Origin of the sequence: Exiguobacterium sp. s5, assembly GCF_018618075.1 — a bacterium.
Lineage (GTDB): Bacteria > Bacillota > Bacilli > Exiguobacteriales > Exiguobacteriaceae > Exiguobacterium > Exiguobacterium mexicanum_A.
Genome location: NZ_JACSLK010000008.1, coordinates 38,134 through 58,742, shown reverse-complemented (window position 1 = coordinate 58,742; position 20,609 = coordinate 38,134). Strand labels below are relative to the sequence as shown.

The following is a 20,609-nucleotide window of genomic DNA, read 5'->3' as shown; positions in this document are numbered from 1 at the left end:
ATACGAATAGCATACCAATAATTAGGAGGTATTTCGATGGATATTCTCATTTTAGCCATCCTGCTCGGCATCGTCGGCTTCATTGTGACCCGCTCCTATACCATCTACCCATCATCGTTTGGAGACCGTTCACCCGTCCAACCACGCGCCTCGATCACGACAAAATGCCCGCATTGCCAAACCGTCGTCAAACGGCAGGAACACGGGCAGACTTGTTCAACTTGTCGGAAATCGTTTTAGACGACTTGCTTTGCTTTTTGGTGAACCATCTCTTTTTTCCCACTCAACTGGAACAACAGCACCCCGCCGACAATCAACACGATGCCGACAAACGTCTTCCATGTGAACGGGATGGCTTCTAGCCCGAACCAGCCGAGCGTGTCCCAGAGGAGTGCGAATAGAATTTGTGACACCATGACGATCGAGATGGCATGGCTCGGCCCGAGCTGTTGGACGCCTTGCGTCACACTCATGACGACACCGACCCCGATGATGCCGCTGAACCAATACCACGTCTCCATACCCGTGACGGCGAACAGACCCGCTCCTTCACTGATCAATCCGACGAGCAGTGACGCCAGGAAGCCGAGGGCGAGCACGAGCGTCGTCGTCGCCCACGCCCCGACCCGTTCTTTTACTTTGGCGTTAAACGTATTCTGCACACAGACGAGCATGCCGCCCATGACCGCGAGCATCATCCCAAGTGCCATGACGTGTCCTCCTCATTCATAAATACTCTCCCCAGCAACGGCAATCAGCCCGGCGCGATCAATGATGGCAATCGATCGACGATCCCGTTCAATCAATCCTTGTTCGACGAACCGTTTGAGCGTCCGGTTGACGTGGCGATAGCTCGTCCCAATCAAATCGGCGATATCGGTCAACTCATCGACGGTCGACCCGAGCGTCGTCTCTTCCGGTGTCATCGACAACAGATAGCTCGCGAGCCGCACGTCGACCGGATAAAACAAGTTGAAACTCAGCGACTGCGACTTCATCTCGAACTTCTTCGTGATCCCTTCGAGCAAATAATGCAGCCACGTGACATCGTCTTGGGCGTGACGCGCGAGATCCTCGAAGCGGACGACGAGCATCTCGACCGGCGTGACCGCCTCGACCGTGTTCAAGAACGGCGTGCGGCGGACGTATTCGATGTCGCCGGATTAAGTCAAGCGGATATTTGAACGACAAGACGAGCCGTTTCCCGGCCGCCGACGTGTGGGCCACCCGAATCTTTCCACTGACGAGAAAGTGGAGCTGCTCGGCCTCAGCGCCTTGGATGCAAATCGCCTCCCCCGGTGCGTAACGGACGAGCATGAGATGAGGACGGACGGATGAAGGGAGCACCCCATCCAACCCATACCGCTTCATGTAACGGTCAATCTGTTCCATCAGGCGTCATCCTTTCAATACGAGAATCCCGACAATCATCATGACGACCCCGAGCAGTTGCGTCCGGTTCAAGTCACGGCGCAACATCCCGAACCAGCCGCGCCAGTCGATTACGAGCGCGAGGGCAAGCTGGGCAATCAAGAACAACGAGATGGTGAGGGTGACGCCGAGCTCATGCACGGCCGTCATATTGCTGAACAAGATGAACGCGGCGAACGCGCCGCCTGACAAATAGAGCGGCTCGACGCGACGCATATGGATGTACGTCCGGTCGCGGACGAGAAGCATGATGACGAGCGCAACGACGAAGCCCGTCAATTGCGTCAACGTCGCAGCTTGCCACGTCCCGATACTCGAACTGATGCGAGCGTTGGCGACACTCTGTAGCGTTAAAAAGAAGCCGCCGCTGATGGCGAACAGTACTCCGCGCATGATGTCTTTCCTCCCTTACGACAAACGAATCAGCATGATCCCGATGACCATGACGAGTAAACTGACGAGTTGAATCCCGGTGACCGGGTTCTTCGCGGCCCCGAACCAACCGAAGCGGTCGATGAGCAGACTCCCACACAGCAAGCCGACAATGACGATGACGACGGCGATGCCGGTCCCGACCATCGGTACGATCAAGACGTTCCCGCCGATGAACAGTGCCCCGATGATCCCGCCGAGCCAAATCCACCACGGCTGACCGCGTAGCCCGCGCCATTCGACGCTCGGCCGCAAGACGAGTAAGATGAGCAGTAACGTGACCGTCCCGACGACGAACGAGACGAGCGCCCCTTTCAAAGCTGATTCGAGCACCGTTCCTAAATAACCGTTGATGGCCGTCTGTGTCGCGCTCATCATCCCGGTCCCGATTCCGACGAGGCGCCAGACGTTCAAATTGCCGGTTCCCGTCTGCGATGTGGCGACGAGTTTACCGCGGCGACGATTGATCCAGTCCGTTAGCGCGACCGTGCCGACGACACCGAGCAAGACGAGCAAGGCGCCGAACACGCGCCACGGCGTGAGGACGTTGACGGCTGAATGGAACCAGCCGAAGTGGTCAATCAACAGCCCCATCAATATCTGTCCAAAGATCGGCATGATGACGGTCTGAACGCTGCCGAGTCTCGGGAACAAGAGGATGTTCCCCGTTAAAAAGATGACCCCCAACAAACCGCCCGACCACATCCAAAGCGGTTCTCCTTGGAAAATGGATGATTCGATCCCGAATGATTGCCCGGTGAGCAGTAACGTGAGCGTTAAAAAGGTCGTCCCAATCGCGAACGACAGGAACGACGCGACAAATGGTGACCCGACGATGGTGCGCAGACGCGAGTTCACGCTCGTCTGCATCGGCAACAAAATCCCGATGACGAGTCCAATTACAATGGCTAACATAGTCTCTTCCTCGATTCTCTCTATATGCTGTGTACGTGTTAAGCTTACCCCTCGAGCACTCGAGCATAAAGGACCGATGTCCTGAGTATAAAAAAAGAACCTTACATGGCGTAAGGTTCACTTCATTCCAGATATATTGTATCCTTCGATGATATGCTTTTGGAAAATCATAAAGATAATGATAATCGGCACAACCATGAATGTGGCCCCAGCCATCTGTAAGGCGTAGTTTCCACCATGTTGCCCCTGTAGAAGCGCTAATCCAACTGACAGTGTGTAAAGAGCTTCATCATTGGCGATAATAAGCGGCCACAAGAAGCTGTTCCAAGCACCGATGAAAGTCAAAATTCCTTGTACCGCCAAAATCGGTTTTGACATCGGCAAGACGATTGAGAAGAAAATTCGAAACTCACTCGCTCCATCCAAGCGAGCCGCTTCCAGCATTTCCTCTGGAATCGTCGTCATGAACTGTCGGAACAAGAATACCCCGAACGCACCAACGAGACCGGGGAGGACAATCCCCATCATGGTGTTCGTCAGACCCATTTGATTGAGCATCAAATAAACGGGAATCATCGTAACCTGTCCTGGAATCATCATTGTCGCCAAGACACCGACGAACAAGATGTTACTCCCCTTAAACTTATGCTTCGCAAACGCATAACCGGCCATTGCTGTGAGCAATAAACCGAAAAATGATGCGAGTACAATCAACAACGTGTTCTTCAAATACGTTAAAAAGTTTAAATTCACGAATAAATCGATGTAATGTTCGAACGTCACATTTTCCGGTAGGATCGTCAGCGGTAGCGCCAAGATTTCCGCATCCGTCTTAAAGGACGAGATCACCATCCAGAAGAACGGCAACATAAAAGCGATACCGAGGACGGTCAAAACAAGCGCGACCAGCAACTGCGAGAGTTTGGCTTTTCGTTTATGGTTTAAGTCGGGAAGTGGCGAGAATTTCTCCCGCTTCACATTCACGGCTACCGGTTTTTCATTTGGAATCATGAATGCCCCTCCTTAATAGTTGTTTTCGTTCTTTTGAAGACGGAACTGAATGAGTGTCACCGTAATGATCAGAATGAACAACACGACCGATCCGGCAGCCGCATAACCGAAGTTACTGAGCTGGAAACCGTTGTTGTATATAAACAACGCGAGTGACGTCGTCGAATTGAGTGGTCCCCCCTCGGTCATGATGAGCGGTTCTTCGAAGAACTGAATCCATCCAATCAAAGTTGTCACCGTTACGAAGAAAATCGCATATCGGAGCAACGGAATTGTAATCTTGAACATTTGCTGGAACGTACTTGCCCCATCTAACGCTGCCGCTTCATAGTACGTGCGTGGAATCCCTTGAAGAGCTGCCAAGAAAATAATCATATTGATTCCGACCGCACGCCATACGGCAAGCATGATCAACGATAATTTAGCGATAAACGGATCTTGTAGCCACGGGACATCTGGAAGGCCGATTGTATTTAACAGGAAATTGAAGAGACCATACTGCGGATTAAACAAGAATCCCCAAACGACCGCGACCGCTACAACGTTCGTGATCGACGGCATATAAAAGACGACACGGAACCATTCGAAGACTTTGCCAGTCCCGAAATTGATTGCCATCGCAATCGCGAGCGAAAGACCGATCACAATCGGTACCCCAATAACGACATAAACGATCGTGTTCAATAACGCTTGGATGAACACTTCATCTTTGAAGATTTCAATGTAGTTGGTGAGTCCGATCCATTCAATGTTTGCCCAGTTCGCAATTCCCGCCAAATCCATGTCTGTAAAACTCATGAAAAAAGCGATGAATAACGGCATGATCGAGAACATGAGTAACAAGAGAACGGTCGGCGCGACGAGCAAGTATGGCGCTCGATCATTAAGAAATTGTTTCATAAGGTTCTCCTTTAATTAAACGAGAGGGGGTGTACCCCTCCGTTTATTTTAAAATCGACTTCGCTTTTTCTTGGAACACCTTAACTTCATCTTCTACAGTAGCCGCACCGCGATACATTTTCTCAAAGCTCTGCAAATATGTTTGCGCTACTTTTTCCCACGTTGTCATCATCGGCATCGGCTCTGCCGCTTCCATCTGCTCACCGAATGTTTTGAGTTTCTCATCGTTTTTGAGCGTTTCGTTCTCTGCCCATGTCGCTTTTGTCGATGGAAGTGACTTCGTCATCTCCATCCACTCTGTCTGTGTTTCTGGTTTACTCATATATGCGATAAACTTCGCGGCTTCGTCTTTCTTCTCACTGCTTTCAAAAATACTTAAGTTCGATCCTCCAAGGAACGAGATATTATTTTCTTTCGCTGGAAGAACGGCTGTACCCCACTTCTCTTCAATGTCAGGCATTTGATCATTGATAATGTTAATCATCCATGGTCCACTGATGAACATCGGCACGTTCGGTTCTTCTGCCCCGAACGCCTGCACAACATCAAGCCCTAAATCGATTGGTGCATATCCTTCTGTGAAGTAGTTTGTTAAATATTCTGCGCTTTCGATGAATTCTGGTTGATCAAAGAGCGGCTCTTGATTTTCTGTTAACAGCTCTGAACCGTTTTGACGAGCGAACATGAACGATAGCATTTGGTCGTTCGTGTCCAACGTAATCCCGTACATGTCTTCCCCGTCACGAGCCGCAAGTTTTTTCGAAGCGTCTTCTAATTCATCCCACGTTTTTGGCGCTTCTGGATAACCTACTTTTTCAAGTGCGTCTTTCCGATAATAAAGAACACGTGTGTCGACATACCAAGGTGCCCCGTAAAGACCGTCCTCGAATTGAACCGTTTCAACCGATCCTTCATAAAAGTTTGATGGATCAAGTTCCGGGTAATCTTTTACGAAATCTTTCATATTCGCGAGTGCTCCCGCCTCTACGAATTCAGGCATCCAAGACGTTCCCATTTGAACGACATCTGGACCATTTTTCGAAGCGACCGCAGTCAACAGTTTATCATGCGCTGTATCCCAAGGGATTGCTTGTACTTTGACGTTGACGCCTTCGTTTTCTTTTTCATATTGTTCTGCTAGTTTCGGCAAAGCTTTTCCTTCTTCACCCATCGCCCAAACTGTGATGGTATTTGCGTCATCGCCGCTCGATCCAGAAGAACATCCCGCCAATAGACCTGAAATGATTACCGTGCCCGCTACCGCTGCTAACCCTAATTTCTTCATCTGAATTCCTCCGTTTCTCGATAATCGAAACGTTTCGATTATCGTGTAAAAAAATAATGTTTATACAAAGGTTTTACTGCAAATCAACAGGTTAAACGTTTCTATAAACATTATAGTTCACAATGTATCCGCTTACAATACGTATTTTATCTTTTATTATTTTTTTTTCGAATCGAGGCGTCTTTCATGAACTTTGAAGGGATCGTCTCTTTCGAATTTTCTTTCTCTTCAATCAGTTGGAGTAACGCGCGAGCCGCCTTCTTGCCCCAGTCAGGCTTCGAATAGCTGACACTTGCGATCCGAGGCTGCGTATAGTTTGTAATCTCGAGTTTATCAAAGCCAACGAGCGAAATGTCTTCCCCGATTCTGAAAGAAGAGTTTTGCAAGACGTCATAAACCCCGAGCGCCATGTCATCATTTAAACACATGATGGCATCCCCTTCTTCGAGCACTTCAAGTAAGTCACTCGCTGCCCGAATGCCTGACCGTTTCGTGAATTCACCGGTCCATTCCCGGACGGTTACCCCAGCCGCGTTCGCGCGATCAACGACAACTTTCCGTCGTTCGACAGCATCATGATTGCCGACCGGTCCGTTCACAAGATGGATTTGTCCAGGGTTGGTCTCTAAGATGGCGTCCATCTCTTGATTCATCCCAATCTGATTATCGAGCAGCACACAACTGATGTTCGGATGCTCAATTTCACGGTCGAGCATCGTCAGCGGGTGCCCTCGGTCCGCGAACTCTAAAATCTGTTCTTGGGTGAAGCGATGCCCTAAGATGAGCGCCCCATCCACCATGCGTTCGGTCATCAGACGATGTGATTCGGGACCGTTACAAACAATCAACTCATAGCCAGTATCAGACAGCTCTTGGTTGATGCCTTTTAATAACTCTCCATAGAACGACCCGGAATAATCGCCTAAAAACGCTCCGATAATATGTGTCTTTCTCGTTTTTAGCGTCCTCGCCGCGGCGTTCGGCACGTAGTTCAACTCTTCGGCGATTTTAATGATGCGTTGCCTCGTCTTTTCTGTCACTTTCGGACTGCCGTTTAGCGCATATGAGACGGTCGATATCGAAACGCCAGCCTCTTTTGCGATGTCTTTAATTCCTGCCATTTCCTCACTTCCTTCTGTCAAAAATTATAACATATGAACGCTTCATACGGCCGTAGCATTGGCGCCTCAACCTGCTCTGTCGAAACCAAACGTTCCCCGCAACCACTGGGCATCGGCAGCGTATCTTGAGACAAATTTGCGACGACAAGAAGTGGAGGCTCCCCATCGATGATGCGGCGGTACACATATAGCCGCTCCTCGGTCGGTACGAGTTCATAAGCTCCGTCTCGAAGCAGTCGATTTGTCCGGCGTAGCGCAATCAATTCTCGGTACAGATGAAGCAGACTCGTTTTATCTGAACGCATCGTCGCGACGTCCCTGCCTGCTTCGTCGTGAGCTGATCGAAGCCACGGTGTTCCCGTGCTGAACGAGTCCGTCCCTTCGCCCCATGCCATCGGAATCCGGGCATGGTCACGTCCTTTCATGCGAACGGCATCAAGCGTTCCACCCGCCCGCAAATAATTTAGCGTCTCGATGTCTTGATACTCCTCTGTCGCAATCATACCGTTCGTCATCCCGACCTCTTCTCCTTGATACAGAAACGGGATTCCTTTCAATCCGTATAGGAGGACCGCGAGCATCTTCGCAGCCCGCTCGTCATCGTCATACCATCGTGAAATGACACGCGGCTGGTCATGGTTATTCCAAAACAGGCTATTGCGTCCTTCCACCGCAAACGCTCGTTGCCACGTATCGAGCGTGGTTTTTAGCCTCGACGGTTCGAACGGAGCGAGCTTCCATTTGCCTTGTCCTGCCTGCTCATCGAGAGCACATACTTCAAAATTGAAGACGACGTCGAGCGAACCGTCCCGTTGCAAAGTTAGAATTTCGTTCGGAGTCAATCCTCCAGCTTCCCCGACAAGCAACAAGGAAGAGGTGTCAACTTGCGCCACTAAATCTTTCAAGTAACGACGCATCAACGGAAAGTCGAGCCATTGCTTTCGATGGACGTCTTTGCCAATCAAATCAATGACATCAAACCGAAAACCAGTCACCCCGCGCTCGACCCAAAACGCTAAGACTGCCGCCATTTCTTTACGTACTTGCTCGTTCCCCCAATTCAAATCTGGTTGTTCCGGAGCGAATGCATGGAAGTAGTACTGGCCCCGGATCGGTGAGTACGTCCACGTCCCGCCCCCGAAGAACGAGCTCCATTCATTCGGCGTATCACACCAAATGTAGAAATTACCGTACGCTCCTTCCGGATCACGTTCGGATTGAAGGAACCACTCATGCTGATGCGACGTGTGGTTGGCGACGATGTCCATCATGATGCCGATTCCTCTGTCACGTGCTTCACGAATCAACTCGTCCATATCATCCATCGACCCGAACAGAGGATCGATTTGTGTATAGTCTGCGACGTCATAGCCATTATCGTAACCGGGCGAGACGTAAACCGGATTCAACCAAAGCATCTCTACCCCGAGCCAGCTTAAATAGTCGAGGCGACTGATCACTCCTTGTAAATCACCGACCCCATCGCCGTCGCTGTCTTGAAAACTTTTTGGATATACTTGATAGACCGTGCTCACTTTTTTTGCGTCCATATAGTCCTCCTATTAAGAAAAGGGTGACGAATTCGTCACCCCTTCACCGTAATCACTAACTCATTCTTTTCCTTGGCGTAGCGCAAAAATTCATCTTTTTCGACACGCTGTCCTGCTTCGCGATATGGATTCGTTAGGGTGTGACCGTTCAACCTCTGACCATTCAGCGTAATACTCGGCTCACCCATACGGAACTGGACCATCGTCTCCGTACCGAACAAGCGGATCTGCACATATGTGTCCGCATCCACGATCGGATCGAACTCGACATGGGTTGTCCCGAGACGAATCCCCAGGTAGTTCGAGACGAGTTGGTTGAACCAGATTCCCGGTCCACTCGAATAAATGCGCCATCCCGCTTTCACGGGTACCGTTCCATCTTTCAAGCGGCCGAACTGTGACTCCGCCGCATAGCGGTCAGCGAAATCTCCGTCCGAACTACTGAAGTAGGCGTTTCGTTGTCTCGGTGCGGCATTCTTCACTTCGTCCATCCGGACCGGGTTGATCATATTGAAAGCCGGACGAATCTTCTCGCGTAGCCCCGCCTTCGCCAGCGCCTCGATGTAGCGGATGTGAGCATGCACGTACTGCAGCCCGATTTCACGACCAAAGTTCGCTGCCTGTTCGGCCCGCATAAAGTGACGGCTGACTCCGCCCCGGTACTCGGCAGGTCGGTTCATGAGACGGACTCCGTCCGGGAACGTCAAATGCGTGGCAATCAAATCAAAGTTGCGTGTCATCTGGTCTTGATCGACAAGTTCAGCGATGACACTGCGCGTCATTGGCAACAAGCGGTAGCGCATTGGCAGCGTCTTGTCGGACGGATGAAGCATCGTCTCGAAGCGTCCATCAACTTCTTTTAAGAATCCTGCGATAACCCCGTCCCGAATCATCTCGTCTGTGAACTGCTTCCGAATTGCTTGGCTCAACTCACCTAAGCGATCTGCCAAATGTGACGCCGGCAACTGTTCGTGCAACTGACGGAACGCTTGGTACGTCAATGTGACCGTCCATGAACTGATGAGGTGACGTTTCAACTCTTCATCGGCTGGTTGGAGCGTGTCGTCCCAGTCTCCTCCACCGTAGGCTGAGAAGACAGAACCTTCGACAAAGTGATCTTCAATGAATCCAAGTGCTCGTTCCACGTGCGAATACAGTGAAGCGTCCGCTTCTGTCTTTCCGTCACGGTCGCGGAACGGAATTATTTCGTCTAGACATGTCACGTCCTCAGTTCGGGCCAAGTAATCCGACAATGCCTTGAGCGGCCAAACGATGACATCACCATGGCTATCCTCTTGTTGGATACCCGCATATTCATCGAACATGAACCATTGCGGCCAATCTCCGTCCTTAAATTGATGGCTGAAAATCACAAGCAAGAGTTTTCGCGCCTCTTCAAAATGACCGGTCGCAAGCAAGAACTCCATCGGCCCTTGTGAAACGTCCCGTGTACCCCAGGCTGCTCCACCGTATTGCTCAAGGCCGTGCGGTGACTGATAGTGCACCCGCATGTTTTGGACGTACCATAGCGCTTGAATATTCAACGCCTCGATGTCAGATGCCTCGCCTTTAAGCGTGAGACCGTTCATATAACTATCCATCCACATTCGGTAAGCGTTCCGCTCCTGCTTTTCGTCTAGCTCAAACGGACTGTGATTCGCCAAACCAAGATGCACCGTCACGCGCTCGCTTGGTTCGTATGACATCCAAACAAGATCGTCCTCGAACGGTTGGTCGAACCAATCCGACGTTTTGAGGAGCTCAAACGGCTGATTGCTCTCGATTGCATATGTCAGATCAGGCCGTATACCGGCGCTGTCTGCCGTTTCGTCCGCCTTGAATAGGAGCCGGTTGTCCGTCTGCTCCATACGGAACGGAACGACGTACTCTTGCGTGTTCATCGCGACCTGGTGACTCATGACGAACCGTCGCGGTTGCGACGATTCGACGGTCGTCTTGATGACAGGAGCACCTGAGGCGATGGACGTACGGACGATAATCGTCTCCCCGTCCAAATCGTAGCGCCATATGGCCTCATTCAGACTCATCTCGAACAGGCTCGGCATCGTCAGCAAATGGTATGCCCCATCCATCTCGACATAGATGCGTTGCCCCGATGTTTTCGGGACATTGAGTGGATTTCGGACGTTAGTCGTCCATTTGTTGAAGTTTGTATTGCCATAAACAATATGTGAGTTGAAGACACCGTTCATGAATACGGTCGTGGCGAGCTTCGACTCGTCCGGCATCAGACTCCCGGCGTTCAATAAGATATTGCCGTGACTTCGCTCAACGAGGTGCTCTTTCGCCGCTAAGACGACGTGCGAACCCTCTTCTGTGAAGAAGGACAAGAGCTGTCCACCCGCTGTCTCTTCGAGTCGTCGCACCGGATAGAGGCGCTCGATTTCGCTCATCGCGAGCCCACCGCCGCTGATTGATTGGAACGATTGACGAAGATACGGACGAGGACGTACTGTTTGTTCGACAGGTGCTCCCGCTTCAATCGTTGCGAAATGCTTGATCGATTGCTCTGTCAGCGCTTCCGGATGATTTTGAACCAATGACAATTCGAATGCGATTTCTCGGTCCGTCCCCATGTCTAACGGTTCAGTCCGAAGTGTCGGCAAGGCGAACTCATATTGATAGACACGGGAAGGCAGTGCACCGTCTAGTCCTGCGGCTCGCCCGGTCAATTTATAGGATGTGCCATACACGTCAAAACCATCCGTCGCATATTCTGCGATAGCTCGGGACGATGTCATTCGAATCGCTGGGAACCCGGTCGACTGCTTTTGATTTTGGCGCGCCATCAGCGCCGTATCCGTCTTCATATAGTCGATATACTGCGCCATGTAAGCCTCGTTCGTGCGAACACCGCCTTCATCAGCGAGTCCGAGATCTTGGACGTATGTGACGTCGAATTGACCTGTCCCTTCGAATGTAGCGTCAAAGCGAACGCCGTGGTCGCTGATCGTCCCTCGTACTTCATAAGCAAACTCCGGATAGTGTCCTGACCAAACGATTTCCTGACCCGAGGCCGCGAAATCACTAGGTGAATGCAGTCCCAGCAACGGCCGGGCAACTCCGCCCTCATGTCGGACATAAAGGTTTGCCATCGAGCCATCGAATGGATGATGGATTAACTGATTGACCATGATCGGTCCGGTTTTCAATTGGCGGATGTCTCCCATCGGAGTGAGCGAAAGGCTCACGTCTCCGCATGTTAGTGTTGTCTGTTCGGTTAATACATTCACGTCGTACACCTCGTTTTTGTTTTTAGTTCAAAAGATTTTGCCAATACGTCACGGCTGTTCGGGCCCACAAAGAGCGTAAACGTTCCCGGATCGGCGTCAAACGAACCGTTCGGCTGAAGATAGTGGAGCATATCTCCTTCAACGGTGAACGTTACCGTCACGGATTCGCCGGCTTTGAGGGTCACTTTCTCGTACCCTTTCAATTGTTTGACCGGCCGTGAGACTTTGGCTATGTTGTCTTGGATATACCATTGGACAATTTCATCTGCCGTCGTCGCCCCATCATTTCGAATGACGACAGTCGCCTCGACGATGCCGCCTGTCATGTCTTTGACGATGAAATCGTTGTAGCTAAACGTTGTGTATGTCATGCCATATCCGAACGGGAAGAGTGGCTCATTCGGTGCGTCGAGATATTTGCTCGTGTAGCGTGGATCAGCGTGTTCGATGTCTGACGGACGCCCTGTCCGCAACGCGTCGTAGCGGATCGGTACTTGGCCGACGTTATAAGGAAACGACATCGTCAGTTTCCCCGACGGACTGACTTGCCCGTATAATAAGTTCACAAGCGCCGAACCGGCTTCAGTTCCTGGATACCAAGCCTCGAGCACCGCATCCGAATGTTCGACGACGTCGCGCAGATCGAGCGGACGGCCATTGAATAAAATCGTCACGACTGGTTTCCCGAGTGCCTTTAGACGCTTAAGCCCTTCGCGCTGTGTCTTCGGAAGACGAATGTCCGTACGGCTGCCGGCTTCACCGCTCATCCACGAGGCTTCGCCAAGCGCCAGGATGACGATATCCGACTGTTCTGCGATGCGGCAAGCCTCCGTCCAATCAATTTCTTTTTCGACGGTCGATCCTTCCGCAAACACATAAGGAATTTCAGCCCGGTCAAATGCCTGCCGCAACGTCACGGCCTCTTCTCTTTTCCCATATCCGGCCCACGGGCCAAGCACATCGTTCGAGTCGACGAACGGTCCGATGAGCGCGACACGTTGCTTTTGTAACGGAAGGACACCATCATTTTTCAAAAGGACCGCACTCTTTTCTGCCAGACGACGCGCCTGATCTCGATGCCCATCTGAAAGGTGGAGCGTTGTCTCTTTCGCTTGATCGATCCCTCGGTAAGGGTTGTCGAATAAACCCAATTCTTCTTTTAGCGTCAAGATCCGCAAGACCGCCTCATCCAGTAAAGCCTCATCGACCCCATCTGCAAGCATCGCTTCCAGATGATTCGTGTATGCGCCCGACATCATATCGATATCAACGCCAGCTCGGAGTGCGAGTTCGCCCGCATCCTTCAGCGTCTCGGCGACGCCATGATGGATGAGTTCTTTGATTGCCGTCCAGTCCGAGATCAATACACCTTCGAAGCCCCAGTCACTGCGGAGGATATCCCGCATGAGATATTCACTAGCCGTGGCCGGAACACCATGGACGACATTGAAACTCGTCATTACCATCTTCGCCCCCTCTTCAAGGGCTCGTTTATAGGCTGGCAAATGGAACTCACGCAGCTCGCGGTCAGATACATCGACCGTATTGTAGTCGCGTCCTCCTTCCGGCGCGCCATACGCCGCGAAGTGCTTGACGCAGGCAGCCAACGTATCGTCTCTCGTCAAATCGTCCGACTGGTAACCGCGGACGAACGCCGCCGCCATCTCGCCGTTCAACCACACGTCTTCTCCGGTCGATTCCATGACACGTCCCCAACGCGGGTCGCGTGACAAGTCAGCCATCGGAGAGAACGTGACGTGTAGACCGGATGCCGTCGCTTCGATAGACGAAGTGCGTGCCATTCGTTCGACCTCATCAAGATCCCAAGAACAGGCCATCGCGAGCGGGACCGGAAAAATCGTCCGGTGACCGTGGATGATGTCCGCCATGAACAAGAGCGGGATGCCGAGTCGATTATGTCGCAAGTAACTTTCCTGCAACTTTTGCGCTTGTTTCGCGTTGCTGATCCCGATGACCGATCCGATGTTCCACCGATTCTCATCGGTGATGCCGTCTTCTTTCAACAACTCCGCAATCGGTCCGGTGATCACATCTTGCTCATCATCCGAAAAAATGGATGGCAGTGTCTGAACAAGCTGTCCTACCTTTTCAGCCACTGTCATCTCCTGCACTAATTGTGTCGCTCTCATTCCATCCCGCCTTTATCTATGATTTGTAAATCGAAACGTTTCACCTGTGTATACCAAAAGTATAAGCGCTTACAAAAAGAGATGCAATGGTTAATCGAAACGTTTCTATAAAAAGTATTAATTTACTGCAAATGATCATCTTCAGATTGAAATACACCTCACTCAACCATTTCGAACTGAATATACTTTAGATTCCCGTTGCCCCGAATCGTTCCATAAAAAAATGAGCCCTGACTTATGTCAATGACTCATTTTCCCGCCTTTATTTCGTCGCACTTTGGCTTTATTGAATGATTTAGAGGTTACATGCTCTATGTCAAAATCAAGAATAGCTCGATTGATTATATGCGAGAACAGCACCCCACCAATCACACCAATCACCAAGGTAGGTCCAAGTGTCCAAATCGTGATGAAACCGGTGTGATAGCAAGCGAACAGACACAGGAAAAGCAAAAAGATGAACCATTCGACGATGAAATCACTATAAATCCAGCGCCGATAGCGAGGATCTGGATTAAATGTCAGCAATAGTTTTGTCTTCCTCCATTCGACGCATAGTTGCGGCAAGTACAGCGCGAACACGATCAACGGTAAGTAAATCGATGTCTGATAAGAGATGAACGCGACGACGATGAGGTTAAAGAAGAGGCCCCAGTAGCGCCAGTGCCACGTCGCATCGTCGTGTGCGAGCAAACGCTCGATTCGTTCCTGTTTCGTCAACATCTTCATAGCAATCCACTCGCCGTTGCCAATTCAGAGCGGACCGGTTGAGCTGCATCTGCGCTTTGAACAGTTTCATTGAAGCGTTTATACAGAAGCGGCAACAGGAAGACAATCCCAATGACGAGAACCCACGTCCACCAAGGGGCCACCAGTTTATAACTCGCCACGCTACCGACGATGAAGACGTACCATCCGCTTAAAATCCGGTAGACGTTCCGCGTCGCCATTTGTGCTCCGCTTTGATCGGATAGACGAGCAAACGCCTCCCCTTCTTTCAGCAAATACACGATTGAACCGCTGGCGAACAACCCCATCAACCCTAAGCCAACCCACCAAATATGATCCGCGAGCAACGTGACAAACAATAGTCCAGGGACAGGAGCGAACATCACGTCTCGTCGCCGCTTCCTTTGCTCACGGTATCGATTCATTTCGTCAATCCGTTGTTGTTTCGTCATACGATTCCATTCCTTTTCTAATCATTGATTCCATCAAGCCGACGCTTCAGTTGCTCGCGATTGGCTTTGGCCAGCATGTTCGACGTGACGTGTTCCGGGTCGAGTTTGAGCAGTTTTCGATCGATCCACAGCGGTAACAAGACAGAAGGTGGTGCCCCGATGACCACTGCCCACATCAACACGTCCGGATGAATCTGTCCCGTTAAAAACAGTGCAATCAGACTGAACAATAAGATGAACGTGAAAACGAGTAAAGAAAACTGTAGCTTAATGAGACGGCGATACGTCCAGTCGTCATTGAACTGAAGATAGAGCGTCGTCTGCTTCCATTCGAAAAACAACGTCGGGATGAGACTAACCACCGCAATCACGCCAGAATAAGTCGTATGCATCATGAAATAGAGCGCACTCACAAAGATGACGACACTGCTCCCAATCATAAAACGACGATACGTTGTATTGATTTGTAACAACGCTTCAGTCCGGGCTTCCCTGTTCATCTCGTACCTCCTCAGTCTCTGACGTTGTCGAGTCGAATCTCACGCAGCATCGGATGCTCCGGGTCGATGTCACTCAATCGCTCGTCTTGTTTTCGAATCAAGCGGTATCCACCATACAACACACCGATTGTCAGCACCACTATCCACGCATACATCCAACCGAGGTTAAGCGTCAGCGCAAACGATAAAATGAATACGACGAACAGCGCAAAGACAAATCCGTTCCGACGGGCGATGATGATTTTGGCATCTTCTCGCTCAGTCAACTCGGTCTCGACTCGGTTCGCCTTGAAGAAGATTCCTCCCAGCAGCAACAGACAGACGAGTACGCCGGCCACGTACCAACCGTTCCATGAATCCGACTGAATCAATCCGACGAGACAAAACACCATCGGAAACGTGAGCAGACTTTGAAATACGGCCGTCTTTACATTGGTTTTATAAATCAAATTGATGCGTTGTTGTTTGTTCATCGAATCCCTCCTTAAAAACTTTCCCGTTTGACGTCGCGACGCCTCGGTTGCTGGGGATCGATCAGCTTTACTTTCTCATCAAGCAGCCGCTCGACAATCACCAGCGCCAACGCTGCAAGGGAGAATATGAAGAATGGGACCCAACTGATTGTTTCGAGCTTCAAGAGCAACGGGAAAAACAAACAGCTGAAGACAACCATCATGTAGTCGAACACATATTGAATGTGGATGACCCGCTTCGCTCGAATGTGGTCTGTGAAACTGCTCATGAATCGACTTTCCCGCCCAATCATCACGCCGTATGCCAACAGCGACACCACCATCAAACTTCCGTACATGAGCGATCGTGTCTCAGTTTGCAGAAAGAAGAAAAGTAATACCCCAATCGGAATCGCAAAACCCATCCGTACGAGGAGCCATTTTCGGTTTGCGGTAACCATTTGCTTCAAACGCTGATGTTTATTCATAAGCTACTCCTTTAATTGTGATGGACTTACACGCTAACCTCGTGTCTTTTCAACCTCACCATGTGAATCTCGTACGTTGAATCTCGCGACGAGTCGGTTGTTCTGTATCCATCCAGCTCAACTGTTGATCGAGTTTATGCTGCGTAAACCAGATTAATGCGCTGCCACTGACGAATAGGATGAAAGGAATCAAGCTGGTCAGGATATTCAGTCGCATCATCATCGGAAAAATCACGGCCATCATGACGACGAACAAGTAATCGAGTTGATATTGGATACCGATCACCTTCTTCGCTTGATCATGCGCCGTTAATGCTCTGACGAAGCGCGCTTCCCTCATAAACAAAATACTTGCTGCACTAGTCAACGATAGAAGGAACGCTGCCATAATCATCGGGGAGCCTTGCGACTGTAAGAAGTAATAGATCAAAACCCCAGTCGGCAAAGCAAACATGAGCCGTAACAACATCCACTGTACATTCATTCGTTTCACTTTATGTAATCGTTCTTGTTTACTCATCTCATTCACCTCTTAACTACCTATACGGTTTTTAACGAAAAAAGTTCCGTTTTTTTACAATTACCTTATAGCAATCTACTCGCTTGACGAAAAAGTCACTTCACTTTATTGTTTAGTTAACTTAACTATATTAAAAGGTAGAAAGACTGAGGTTTTCTTTATGAATTTGCTACAAAATTCACGCTTCGTATTCACATGGTTATCCGGCATGACGCTCACGCTCGGCTTCTCGATTTTTTTCTTGAGCGTATCGTGGCTCACGATCGATGTGCTGAAGCAACCCACCCTCCTCGGGATCATCATGACTGCCGTCTCGTTGCCGCGTGTCGTAATGATGGTATTCGGAGGCGTGTTCGCCGACCGGTTCCAAAAGAGTCGGCTCTTGTTTTTGACGAACCTCGGGCAAGGTCTTCTCATGGTCGCGGTCGTGGCGCTCCATCTCGCGGACGCATATTCAGTGTTCGCCTTGATTATGATTTCCATCGTGTTCGGACTACTTGATGGCATGTCCTATCCGGCGCTGTCTTCTTTGATTCCGTCGCTCGTCAAACAAGAAGAGCTGCAACGCGCCAATTCGCTCTTCCAAGGGACGCTCGAGCTCATGTTCGTGTTCGGTCCGTTCCTCGCCGGGGCGTTACTGACATGGGGCGGCTTCGGGCTCAGTTTCGGGACGGCGGCCGTCTTGATTTTCATTGCGGCTATCTTGATTATGCCGCGCTTGATTCGCGATTCGATTCCGCTCGCCCGTGCCATGTCGCTCAGTCATGTCATCTTCGACTTGAAAGAGGGCATCCGTTACGTCTCGAGCACACCGATTTTACGGAGCGGGACGTTATCCATCGCCATCGTCAACTTGTTCGTCATGGGACCGCTCATCATGAGCATCCCGATTCTCGTCGGTGAACGGGGCGGCAACGCTTTTGATTTGAGTTTGATTGAAGGTGGACTTGCCGTCGGGACGTTCGCCGCAAGTTTTCTCGTCCTGTTGTTCCGCTCGGTCCACCGCGGACGCTTCGTCTTCCGCGTCCTGTTTTTGACGATTGGGGCCTTCTTCCTCTATACGCAGGCGCAATCCATCACGCTTCTCGCCTTGGCTGCGGCCGCGAGCGGATTCATGTTGATGCTCGTCTATTTGCCGACGGTCACACTCATGCAAGAACATAGCGACCACGACAAGATTGGACGCGTCATGAGCATCATGGCGCTCGCCGCATCGGGACTAGAACCGATTGCGTTCGCTGTCCTGTCGATTTTGGTCGCCCTGGCCGTACCAATTCAAACGTTGCTCATCTCATTTGGTATAATCGGATTAGTATGCAGTATCGTGTTATACGTGCGGAGCCAGACGTTCCGTGACACGCGATGAAAGGAGAACGACGATTGAATGATACACGCAAACAGCAAGTCATCGAGATGTACCGTCAAATTGACGAGCTCGACTTGTTGTTCACCAAATATTTTACCGAGTTGAACGAATTCGAACTCAGTTACCAGCAAGAACAGATGTTGCTCCTGTTCAAACGAAAAGACACATGGACGACGACCGAGATTGCGACAAAGATGAATATCTCGAAGAGTGCGGTCAGCCAAGTGCTCAAAGTGCTCGAACAGCGTCGGTTCGTCCAGAAAGAGAAGAACCCGGACAACTTGCGCGAGAGCTTCATCCGGCTCGGCCCAATCGGTATGGAATATTCGAAACAAATCGACGCGATCGAGGAACGGCTCGCCGAAGAGATGTTCTCCGTGCTTGAAGATGACGAGATGACGATGATCAATCGTTCTCTGGCGTTGATGATTAAAAAGTTCAAATGAAAAATGCGTATCGTCCCTGACTCGGGAGGATACGCATTTTTGGTTAGAGTTGATTGACGACACGTTCCGCTGCCCGGAGCGCGCCTTCGATGTGACCGCCGAACAAGGAGTCCGTCTCCGTCCCAGCGAGTGAGAGTCGTCCTTCCCAGGCTGAATCGAGCGCGATCGGCTCATAGACAGGGAAATCGGTCAACGGTTCTCCGTCTTGGAGCGTGGCCGTATGTCGGTCACTCGACCAATCGACGTATAACACGTCGCGCGGCTGCCGCGCCTCTTTCCCGAACAGGCGCACGAGTTGATTGATGACGCGACGATTCAGCTCGTCCCGGTCGAGTACCGAGCGTTCGGCAGCAGACAACCGGAAGAAACCGAATAAAGCGGCGAGTCCGCCTGGCTGTGAGGCGTCATGAATTTCCTGCAACACGCCGGCCCAACTCATGCCTTGACCGGATAAACCATTGTCTCGCCAAAACGGGCGGTCGTAGACGGCGAGTACTTTCGCCTGTCCAGCCATCCAGGTCGGCGTGTTTGCCAGCTTCGACTTCGTCGTTTCAGACAGTTCTGGTTGAAAGCTGATACGTGAGACGAGTCGTGGCGGGATGGCTAGGATGATGTGTTCGAACGTTGCTGTCCGTCCGGCTTCGAGCTCGACCAATATCTCGTCTTCAGTTTGTTGAATCGAGATGACGGTCGACTCGAGTTGAATTGTCCTTGCCGGTAGTGTCGAAGCGAGCGACGTCGTCAAACTGGCCATGCCCCCGACGAGTCGCATCGATGGAACAGTGTGACCGGGCGGGAGCGTATGGCGTTCGATGACACCGAACTGCCGCTCGAGCACCAAGTCCCCGCTCGTGTGTTGAGAGAACGTCGGGAGACCGAGTCGTTCGATCAGTTGCGTGATTGTCGTCTCCGTCTCTGGCCAATACCAGGTCGGGCCGAGGTCGAACCCGTCTTGGCTCAACACCCGTCCCCCGATACGGTCGCGCGCCTCGAACACGGTGACGTCATAGCCTTTCTCAGTGAGGAGCGACGCGGCATATAAGCCGCTCACGCCCGCCCCGATGATGGCGATTGATTTGGTCATATACATACTCCTTCTCTATACGTGGTGCTCCCATTATACTGAAAAAGACGAATATACATAATTTGGGCGCACCGCTCAGGAAAGGGCGTTACGACGTGAAGCGTTTCTTTTATTTTTTCTATTTCCCGTTCATCTTGCTGATACGTATATTATATCGGTTCATTAAAACAGAATCGGTGATGACGTTTGCGTTATTTGTCATCGTGACCCCATTGATGGTTTTGATATTAGGTGATTTTATTCAATTATCGCTCTATTTAAAGACGTTTGCCTCGGTCTATATTTCAACGGCCATGTATACAACGTTTCATTATTTTGATTCGGATGTCAGAAGGCGCCGTATAAAAACTGACTACATCTCACGCACTGGGCGATGACGTCTTAGAAAGGATTTACCAAAATGCCTTATACAGTCAAGACGCTACTTTATCCGTTCCTTGTAGGCATTCGCCTGTTTTCTCGATTTCGAAGAGGTAAAACATTCATGTATTTTCTTACCTTGCTATGTATGTTCGTATTCGAG

General features: G+C 50.6%; 21 protein-coding genes and 1 pseudogene. 3 read left to right on the top strand and 19 right to left on the bottom strand.

Going from position 1 to position 20,609, the window contains the following annotated elements; all coding sequences use genetic code 11:
• Positions 1-36 precede the first annotated feature (36 nt).
• On the top strand, positions 37-240 hold the full coding sequence (locus KNP60_RS14390) for a hypothetical protein (protein ID WP_034781499.1): 204 nt from the start codon (positions 37-39) through the stop codon (positions 238-240).
• Here the strand turns inward: KNP60_RS14390 and KNP60_RS14385 are convergent.
• The 18 genes and pseudogenes from KNP60_RS14385 to KNP60_RS14305 all read right to left on the bottom strand — a co-directional run bounded on the left by KNP60_RS14385 (position 237) and on the right by KNP60_RS14305 (position 17,190).
• On the bottom strand, positions 237-710 hold the full coding sequence (locus tag KNP60_RS14385; protein ID WP_034781495.1) for a DMT family transporter: 474 nt from the start codon (positions 708-710) through the stop codon (positions 237-239). The two genes, KNP60_RS14390 and KNP60_RS14385, sit on opposite strands and share 4 nt — an antisense overlap.
• A 12-nt stretch (positions 711-722) precedes the next feature.
• Positions 723-1,127 carry a Crp/Fnr family transcriptional regulator gene (locus KNP60_RS15540; protein ID WP_235420263.1) on the bottom strand — a complete coding sequence of 135 codons (405 nt, stop codon included), beginning with the start codon at positions 1,125-1,127 and terminating at the stop codon, positions 723-725.
• Positions 1,128-1,242: 115 nt separating this feature from the next.
• Positions 1,243-1,317 (bottom strand): annotated as a pseudogene (locus KNP60_RS15535) (Crp/Fnr family transcriptional regulator); the annotation flags it as partial.
• Positions 1,318-1,398: 81 nt separating this feature from the next.
• Entirely contained in the window at positions 1,399-1,824 is a 426-nt protein-coding gene (locus KNP60_RS14375) for a DMT family transporter (RefSeq protein ID WP_034781493.1), read from the bottom strand.
• Positions 1,825-1,839: 15 nt separating this feature from the next.
• A complete protein-coding gene (locus KNP60_RS14370) occupies positions 1,840-2,778 on the bottom strand; it encodes a DMT family transporter (protein WP_034781490.1) in 939 nt (312 codons plus the stop codon).
• A 117-nt stretch (positions 2,779-2,895) separates the two neighbouring features.
• The gene (locus KNP60_RS14365) at positions 2,896-3,789 is read right to left on the bottom strand and encodes a carbohydrate ABC transporter permease (protein ID WP_152567792.1); all 894 of its coding nucleotides are present in this window, start codon (positions 3,787-3,789) and stop codon (positions 2,896-2,898) included.
• A gap of 12 nt (positions 3,790-3,801) precedes the next feature.
• The gene (locus KNP60_RS14360) at positions 3,802-4,689 is read right to left on the bottom strand and encodes a carbohydrate ABC transporter permease (RefSeq protein ID WP_034781489.1); all 888 of its coding nucleotides are present in this window, start codon (positions 4,687-4,689) and stop codon (positions 3,802-3,804) included.
• 43 nt (positions 4,690-4,732) lie between these two features.
• Positions 4,733-5,974 (bottom strand): sugar ABC transporter substrate-binding protein, encoded by a 1,242-nt coding sequence (locus tag KNP60_RS14355; protein WP_034781487.1) that lies wholly within the window; start codon positions 5,972-5,974, stop codon positions 4,733-4,735.
• Positions 5,975-6,120: 146 nt separating this feature from the next.
• A complete protein-coding gene (locus tag KNP60_RS14350) occupies positions 6,121-7,095 on the bottom strand; it encodes a LacI family DNA-binding transcriptional regulator (RefSeq protein ID WP_034781484.1) in 975 nt (324 codons plus the stop codon).
• A gap of 17 nt (positions 7,096-7,112) precedes the next feature.
• Positions 7,113-8,645 carry an alpha-glucosidase gene (locus KNP60_RS14345; protein WP_034781482.1) on the bottom strand — a complete coding sequence of 511 codons (1,533 nt, stop codon included), beginning with the start codon at positions 8,643-8,645 and terminating at the stop codon, positions 7,113-7,115.
• 35 nt (positions 8,646-8,680) lie between these two features.
• Positions 8,681-11,899 (bottom strand): GH36-type glycosyl hydrolase domain-containing protein, encoded by a 3,219-nt coding sequence (locus KNP60_RS15660; RefSeq protein ID WP_034781480.1) that lies wholly within the window; start codon positions 11,897-11,899, stop codon positions 8,681-8,683.
• On the bottom strand, positions 11,896-14,022 hold the full coding sequence (locus KNP60_RS14335) for a glycoside hydrolase family 3 N-terminal domain-containing protein (RefSeq protein WP_200881516.1): 2,127 nt from the start codon (positions 14,020-14,022) through the stop codon (positions 11,896-11,898). Before KNP60_RS14335 ends, KNP60_RS15660 begins: the two co-directional genes overlap by 4 nt.
• A gap of 267 nt (positions 14,023-14,289) precedes the next feature.
• Positions 14,290-14,778: a hypothetical protein gene (locus KNP60_RS14330; RefSeq protein WP_034781474.1), complete on the bottom strand. Its 489-nt coding sequence runs from the start codon at positions 14,776-14,778 to the stop codon at positions 14,290-14,292.
• On the bottom strand, positions 14,775-15,230 hold the full coding sequence (locus tag KNP60_RS14325) for a hypothetical protein (RefSeq protein ID WP_034781471.1): 456 nt from the start codon (positions 15,228-15,230) through the stop codon (positions 14,775-14,777). Before KNP60_RS14325 ends, KNP60_RS14330 begins: the two co-directional genes overlap by 4 nt.
• Positions 15,231-15,247: 17 nt before the next feature.
• Entirely contained in the window at positions 15,248-15,730 is a 483-nt protein-coding gene (locus KNP60_RS14320; RefSeq protein ID WP_034781469.1) for a hypothetical protein, read from the bottom strand.
• Positions 15,731-15,741: 11 nt separating this feature from the next.
• Positions 15,742-16,203 (bottom strand): hypothetical protein, encoded by a 462-nt coding sequence (locus KNP60_RS14315; RefSeq protein WP_034781466.1) that lies wholly within the window; start codon positions 16,201-16,203, stop codon positions 15,742-15,744.
• Between the two features lie 11 nt (positions 16,204-16,214).
• Positions 16,215-16,670 carry a hypothetical protein gene (locus KNP60_RS14310; RefSeq protein ID WP_034781464.1) on the bottom strand — a complete coding sequence of 152 codons (456 nt, stop codon included), beginning with the start codon at positions 16,668-16,670 and terminating at the stop codon, positions 16,215-16,217.
• A gap of 55 nt (positions 16,671-16,725) precedes the next feature.
• Complete coding sequence (locus KNP60_RS14305) at positions 16,726-17,190, bottom strand: hypothetical protein (protein ID WP_034781461.1); 465 nt, start codon at positions 17,188-17,190, stop codon at positions 16,726-16,728.
• A gap of 160 nt (positions 17,191-17,350) precedes the next feature.
• Here KNP60_RS14305 and KNP60_RS14300 point away from each other — a divergent pair, with 160 nt between their 5' ends.
• Positions 17,351-18,556, top strand: a complete 1,206-nt coding sequence (locus KNP60_RS14300; RefSeq protein WP_034781458.1) for an MFS transporter — start codon at positions 17,351-17,353, stop codon at positions 18,554-18,556.
• A 14-nt stretch (positions 18,557-18,570) separates the two neighbouring features.
• Positions 18,571-19,002: a MarR family winged helix-turn-helix transcriptional regulator gene (locus tag KNP60_RS14295; RefSeq protein ID WP_251131413.1), complete on the top strand. Its 432-nt coding sequence runs from the start codon at positions 18,571-18,573 to the stop codon at positions 19,000-19,002.
• Positions 19,003-19,045: 43 nt separating this feature from the next.
• On the opposite strand, the gene KNP60_RS14290 is transcribed toward KNP60_RS14295, so the two are convergent.
• Positions 19,046-20,086 carry a flavin monoamine oxidase family protein gene (locus KNP60_RS14290; protein WP_214797778.1) on the bottom strand — a complete coding sequence of 347 codons (1,041 nt, stop codon included), beginning with the start codon at positions 20,084-20,086 and terminating at the stop codon, positions 19,046-19,048.
• Between the last annotated feature and the right edge of the window lie 523 nt (positions 20,087-20,609).

Coding starts and splice junctions, on each gene's coding strand:
- KNP60_RS14315 (WP_034781466.1), bottom strand. CDS start 16,203: ATGAACAAACAACAACGCATCAATTTGATTTATAAAACCAATGTAAAG.
- KNP60_RS14330 (WP_034781474.1), bottom strand. CDS start 14,778: ATGAAGATGTTGACGAAACAGGAACGAATCGAGCGTTTGCTCGCACAC.
- KNP60_RS14335 (WP_200881516.1), bottom strand. CDS start 14,022: ATGACAGTGGCTGAAAAGGTAGGACAGCTTGTTCAGACACTGCCATCC.
- KNP60_RS14370 (WP_034781490.1), bottom strand. CDS start 2,778: ATGTTAGCCATTGTAATTGGACTCGTCATCGGGATTTTGTTGCCGATG.
- KNP60_RS14310 (WP_034781464.1), bottom strand. CDS start 16,670: ATGAATAAACATCAGCGTTTGAAGCAAATGGTTACCGCAAACCGAAAA.
- KNP60_RS14320 (WP_034781469.1), bottom strand. CDS start 15,730: ATGAACAGGGAAGCCCGGACTGAAGCGTTGTTACAAATCAATACAACG.
- KNP60_RS14355 (WP_034781487.1), bottom strand. CDS start 5,974: ATGAAGAAATTAGGGTTAGCAGCGGTAGCGGGCACGGTAATCATTTCA.
- KNP60_RS14360 (WP_034781489.1), bottom strand. CDS start 4,689: ATGAAACAATTTCTTAATGATCGAGCGCCATACTTGCTCGTCGCGCCG.
- KNP60_RS14305 (WP_034781461.1), bottom strand. CDS start 17,190: ATGAGTAAACAAGAACGATTACATAAAGTGAAACGAATGAATGTACAG.
- KNP60_RS14325 (WP_034781471.1), bottom strand. CDS start 15,230: ATGACGAAACAACAACGGATTGACGAAATGAATCGATACCGTGAGCAA.
- KNP60_RS14345 (WP_034781482.1), bottom strand. CDS start 8,645: ATGGACGCAAAAAAAGTGAGCACGGTCTATCAAGTATATCCAAAAAGT.
- KNP60_RS14390 (WP_034781499.1), top strand. CDS start 37: ATGGATATTCTCATTTTAGCCATCCTGCTCGGCATCGTCGGCTTCATT.
- KNP60_RS14290 (WP_214797778.1), bottom strand. CDS start 20,086: ATGACCAAATCAATCGCCATCATCGGGGCGGGCGTGAGCGGCTTATAT.
- KNP60_RS14385 (WP_034781495.1), bottom strand. CDS start 710: ATGGCACTTGGGATGATGCTCGCGGTCATGGGCGGCATGCTCGTCTGT.
- KNP60_RS14300 (WP_034781458.1), top strand. CDS start 17,351: ATGAATTTGCTACAAAATTCACGCTTCGTATTCACATGGTTATCCGGC.
- KNP60_RS14375 (WP_034781493.1), bottom strand. CDS start 1,824: ATGCGCGGAGTACTGTTCGCCATCAGCGGCGGCTTCTTTTTAACGCTA.
- KNP60_RS14350 (WP_034781484.1), bottom strand. CDS start 7,095: ATGGCAGGAATTAAAGACATCGCAAAAGAGGCTGGCGTTTCGATATCG.
- KNP60_RS14365 (WP_152567792.1), bottom strand. CDS start 3,789: ATGATTCCAAATGAAAAACCGGTAGCCGTGAATGTGAAGCGGGAGAAA.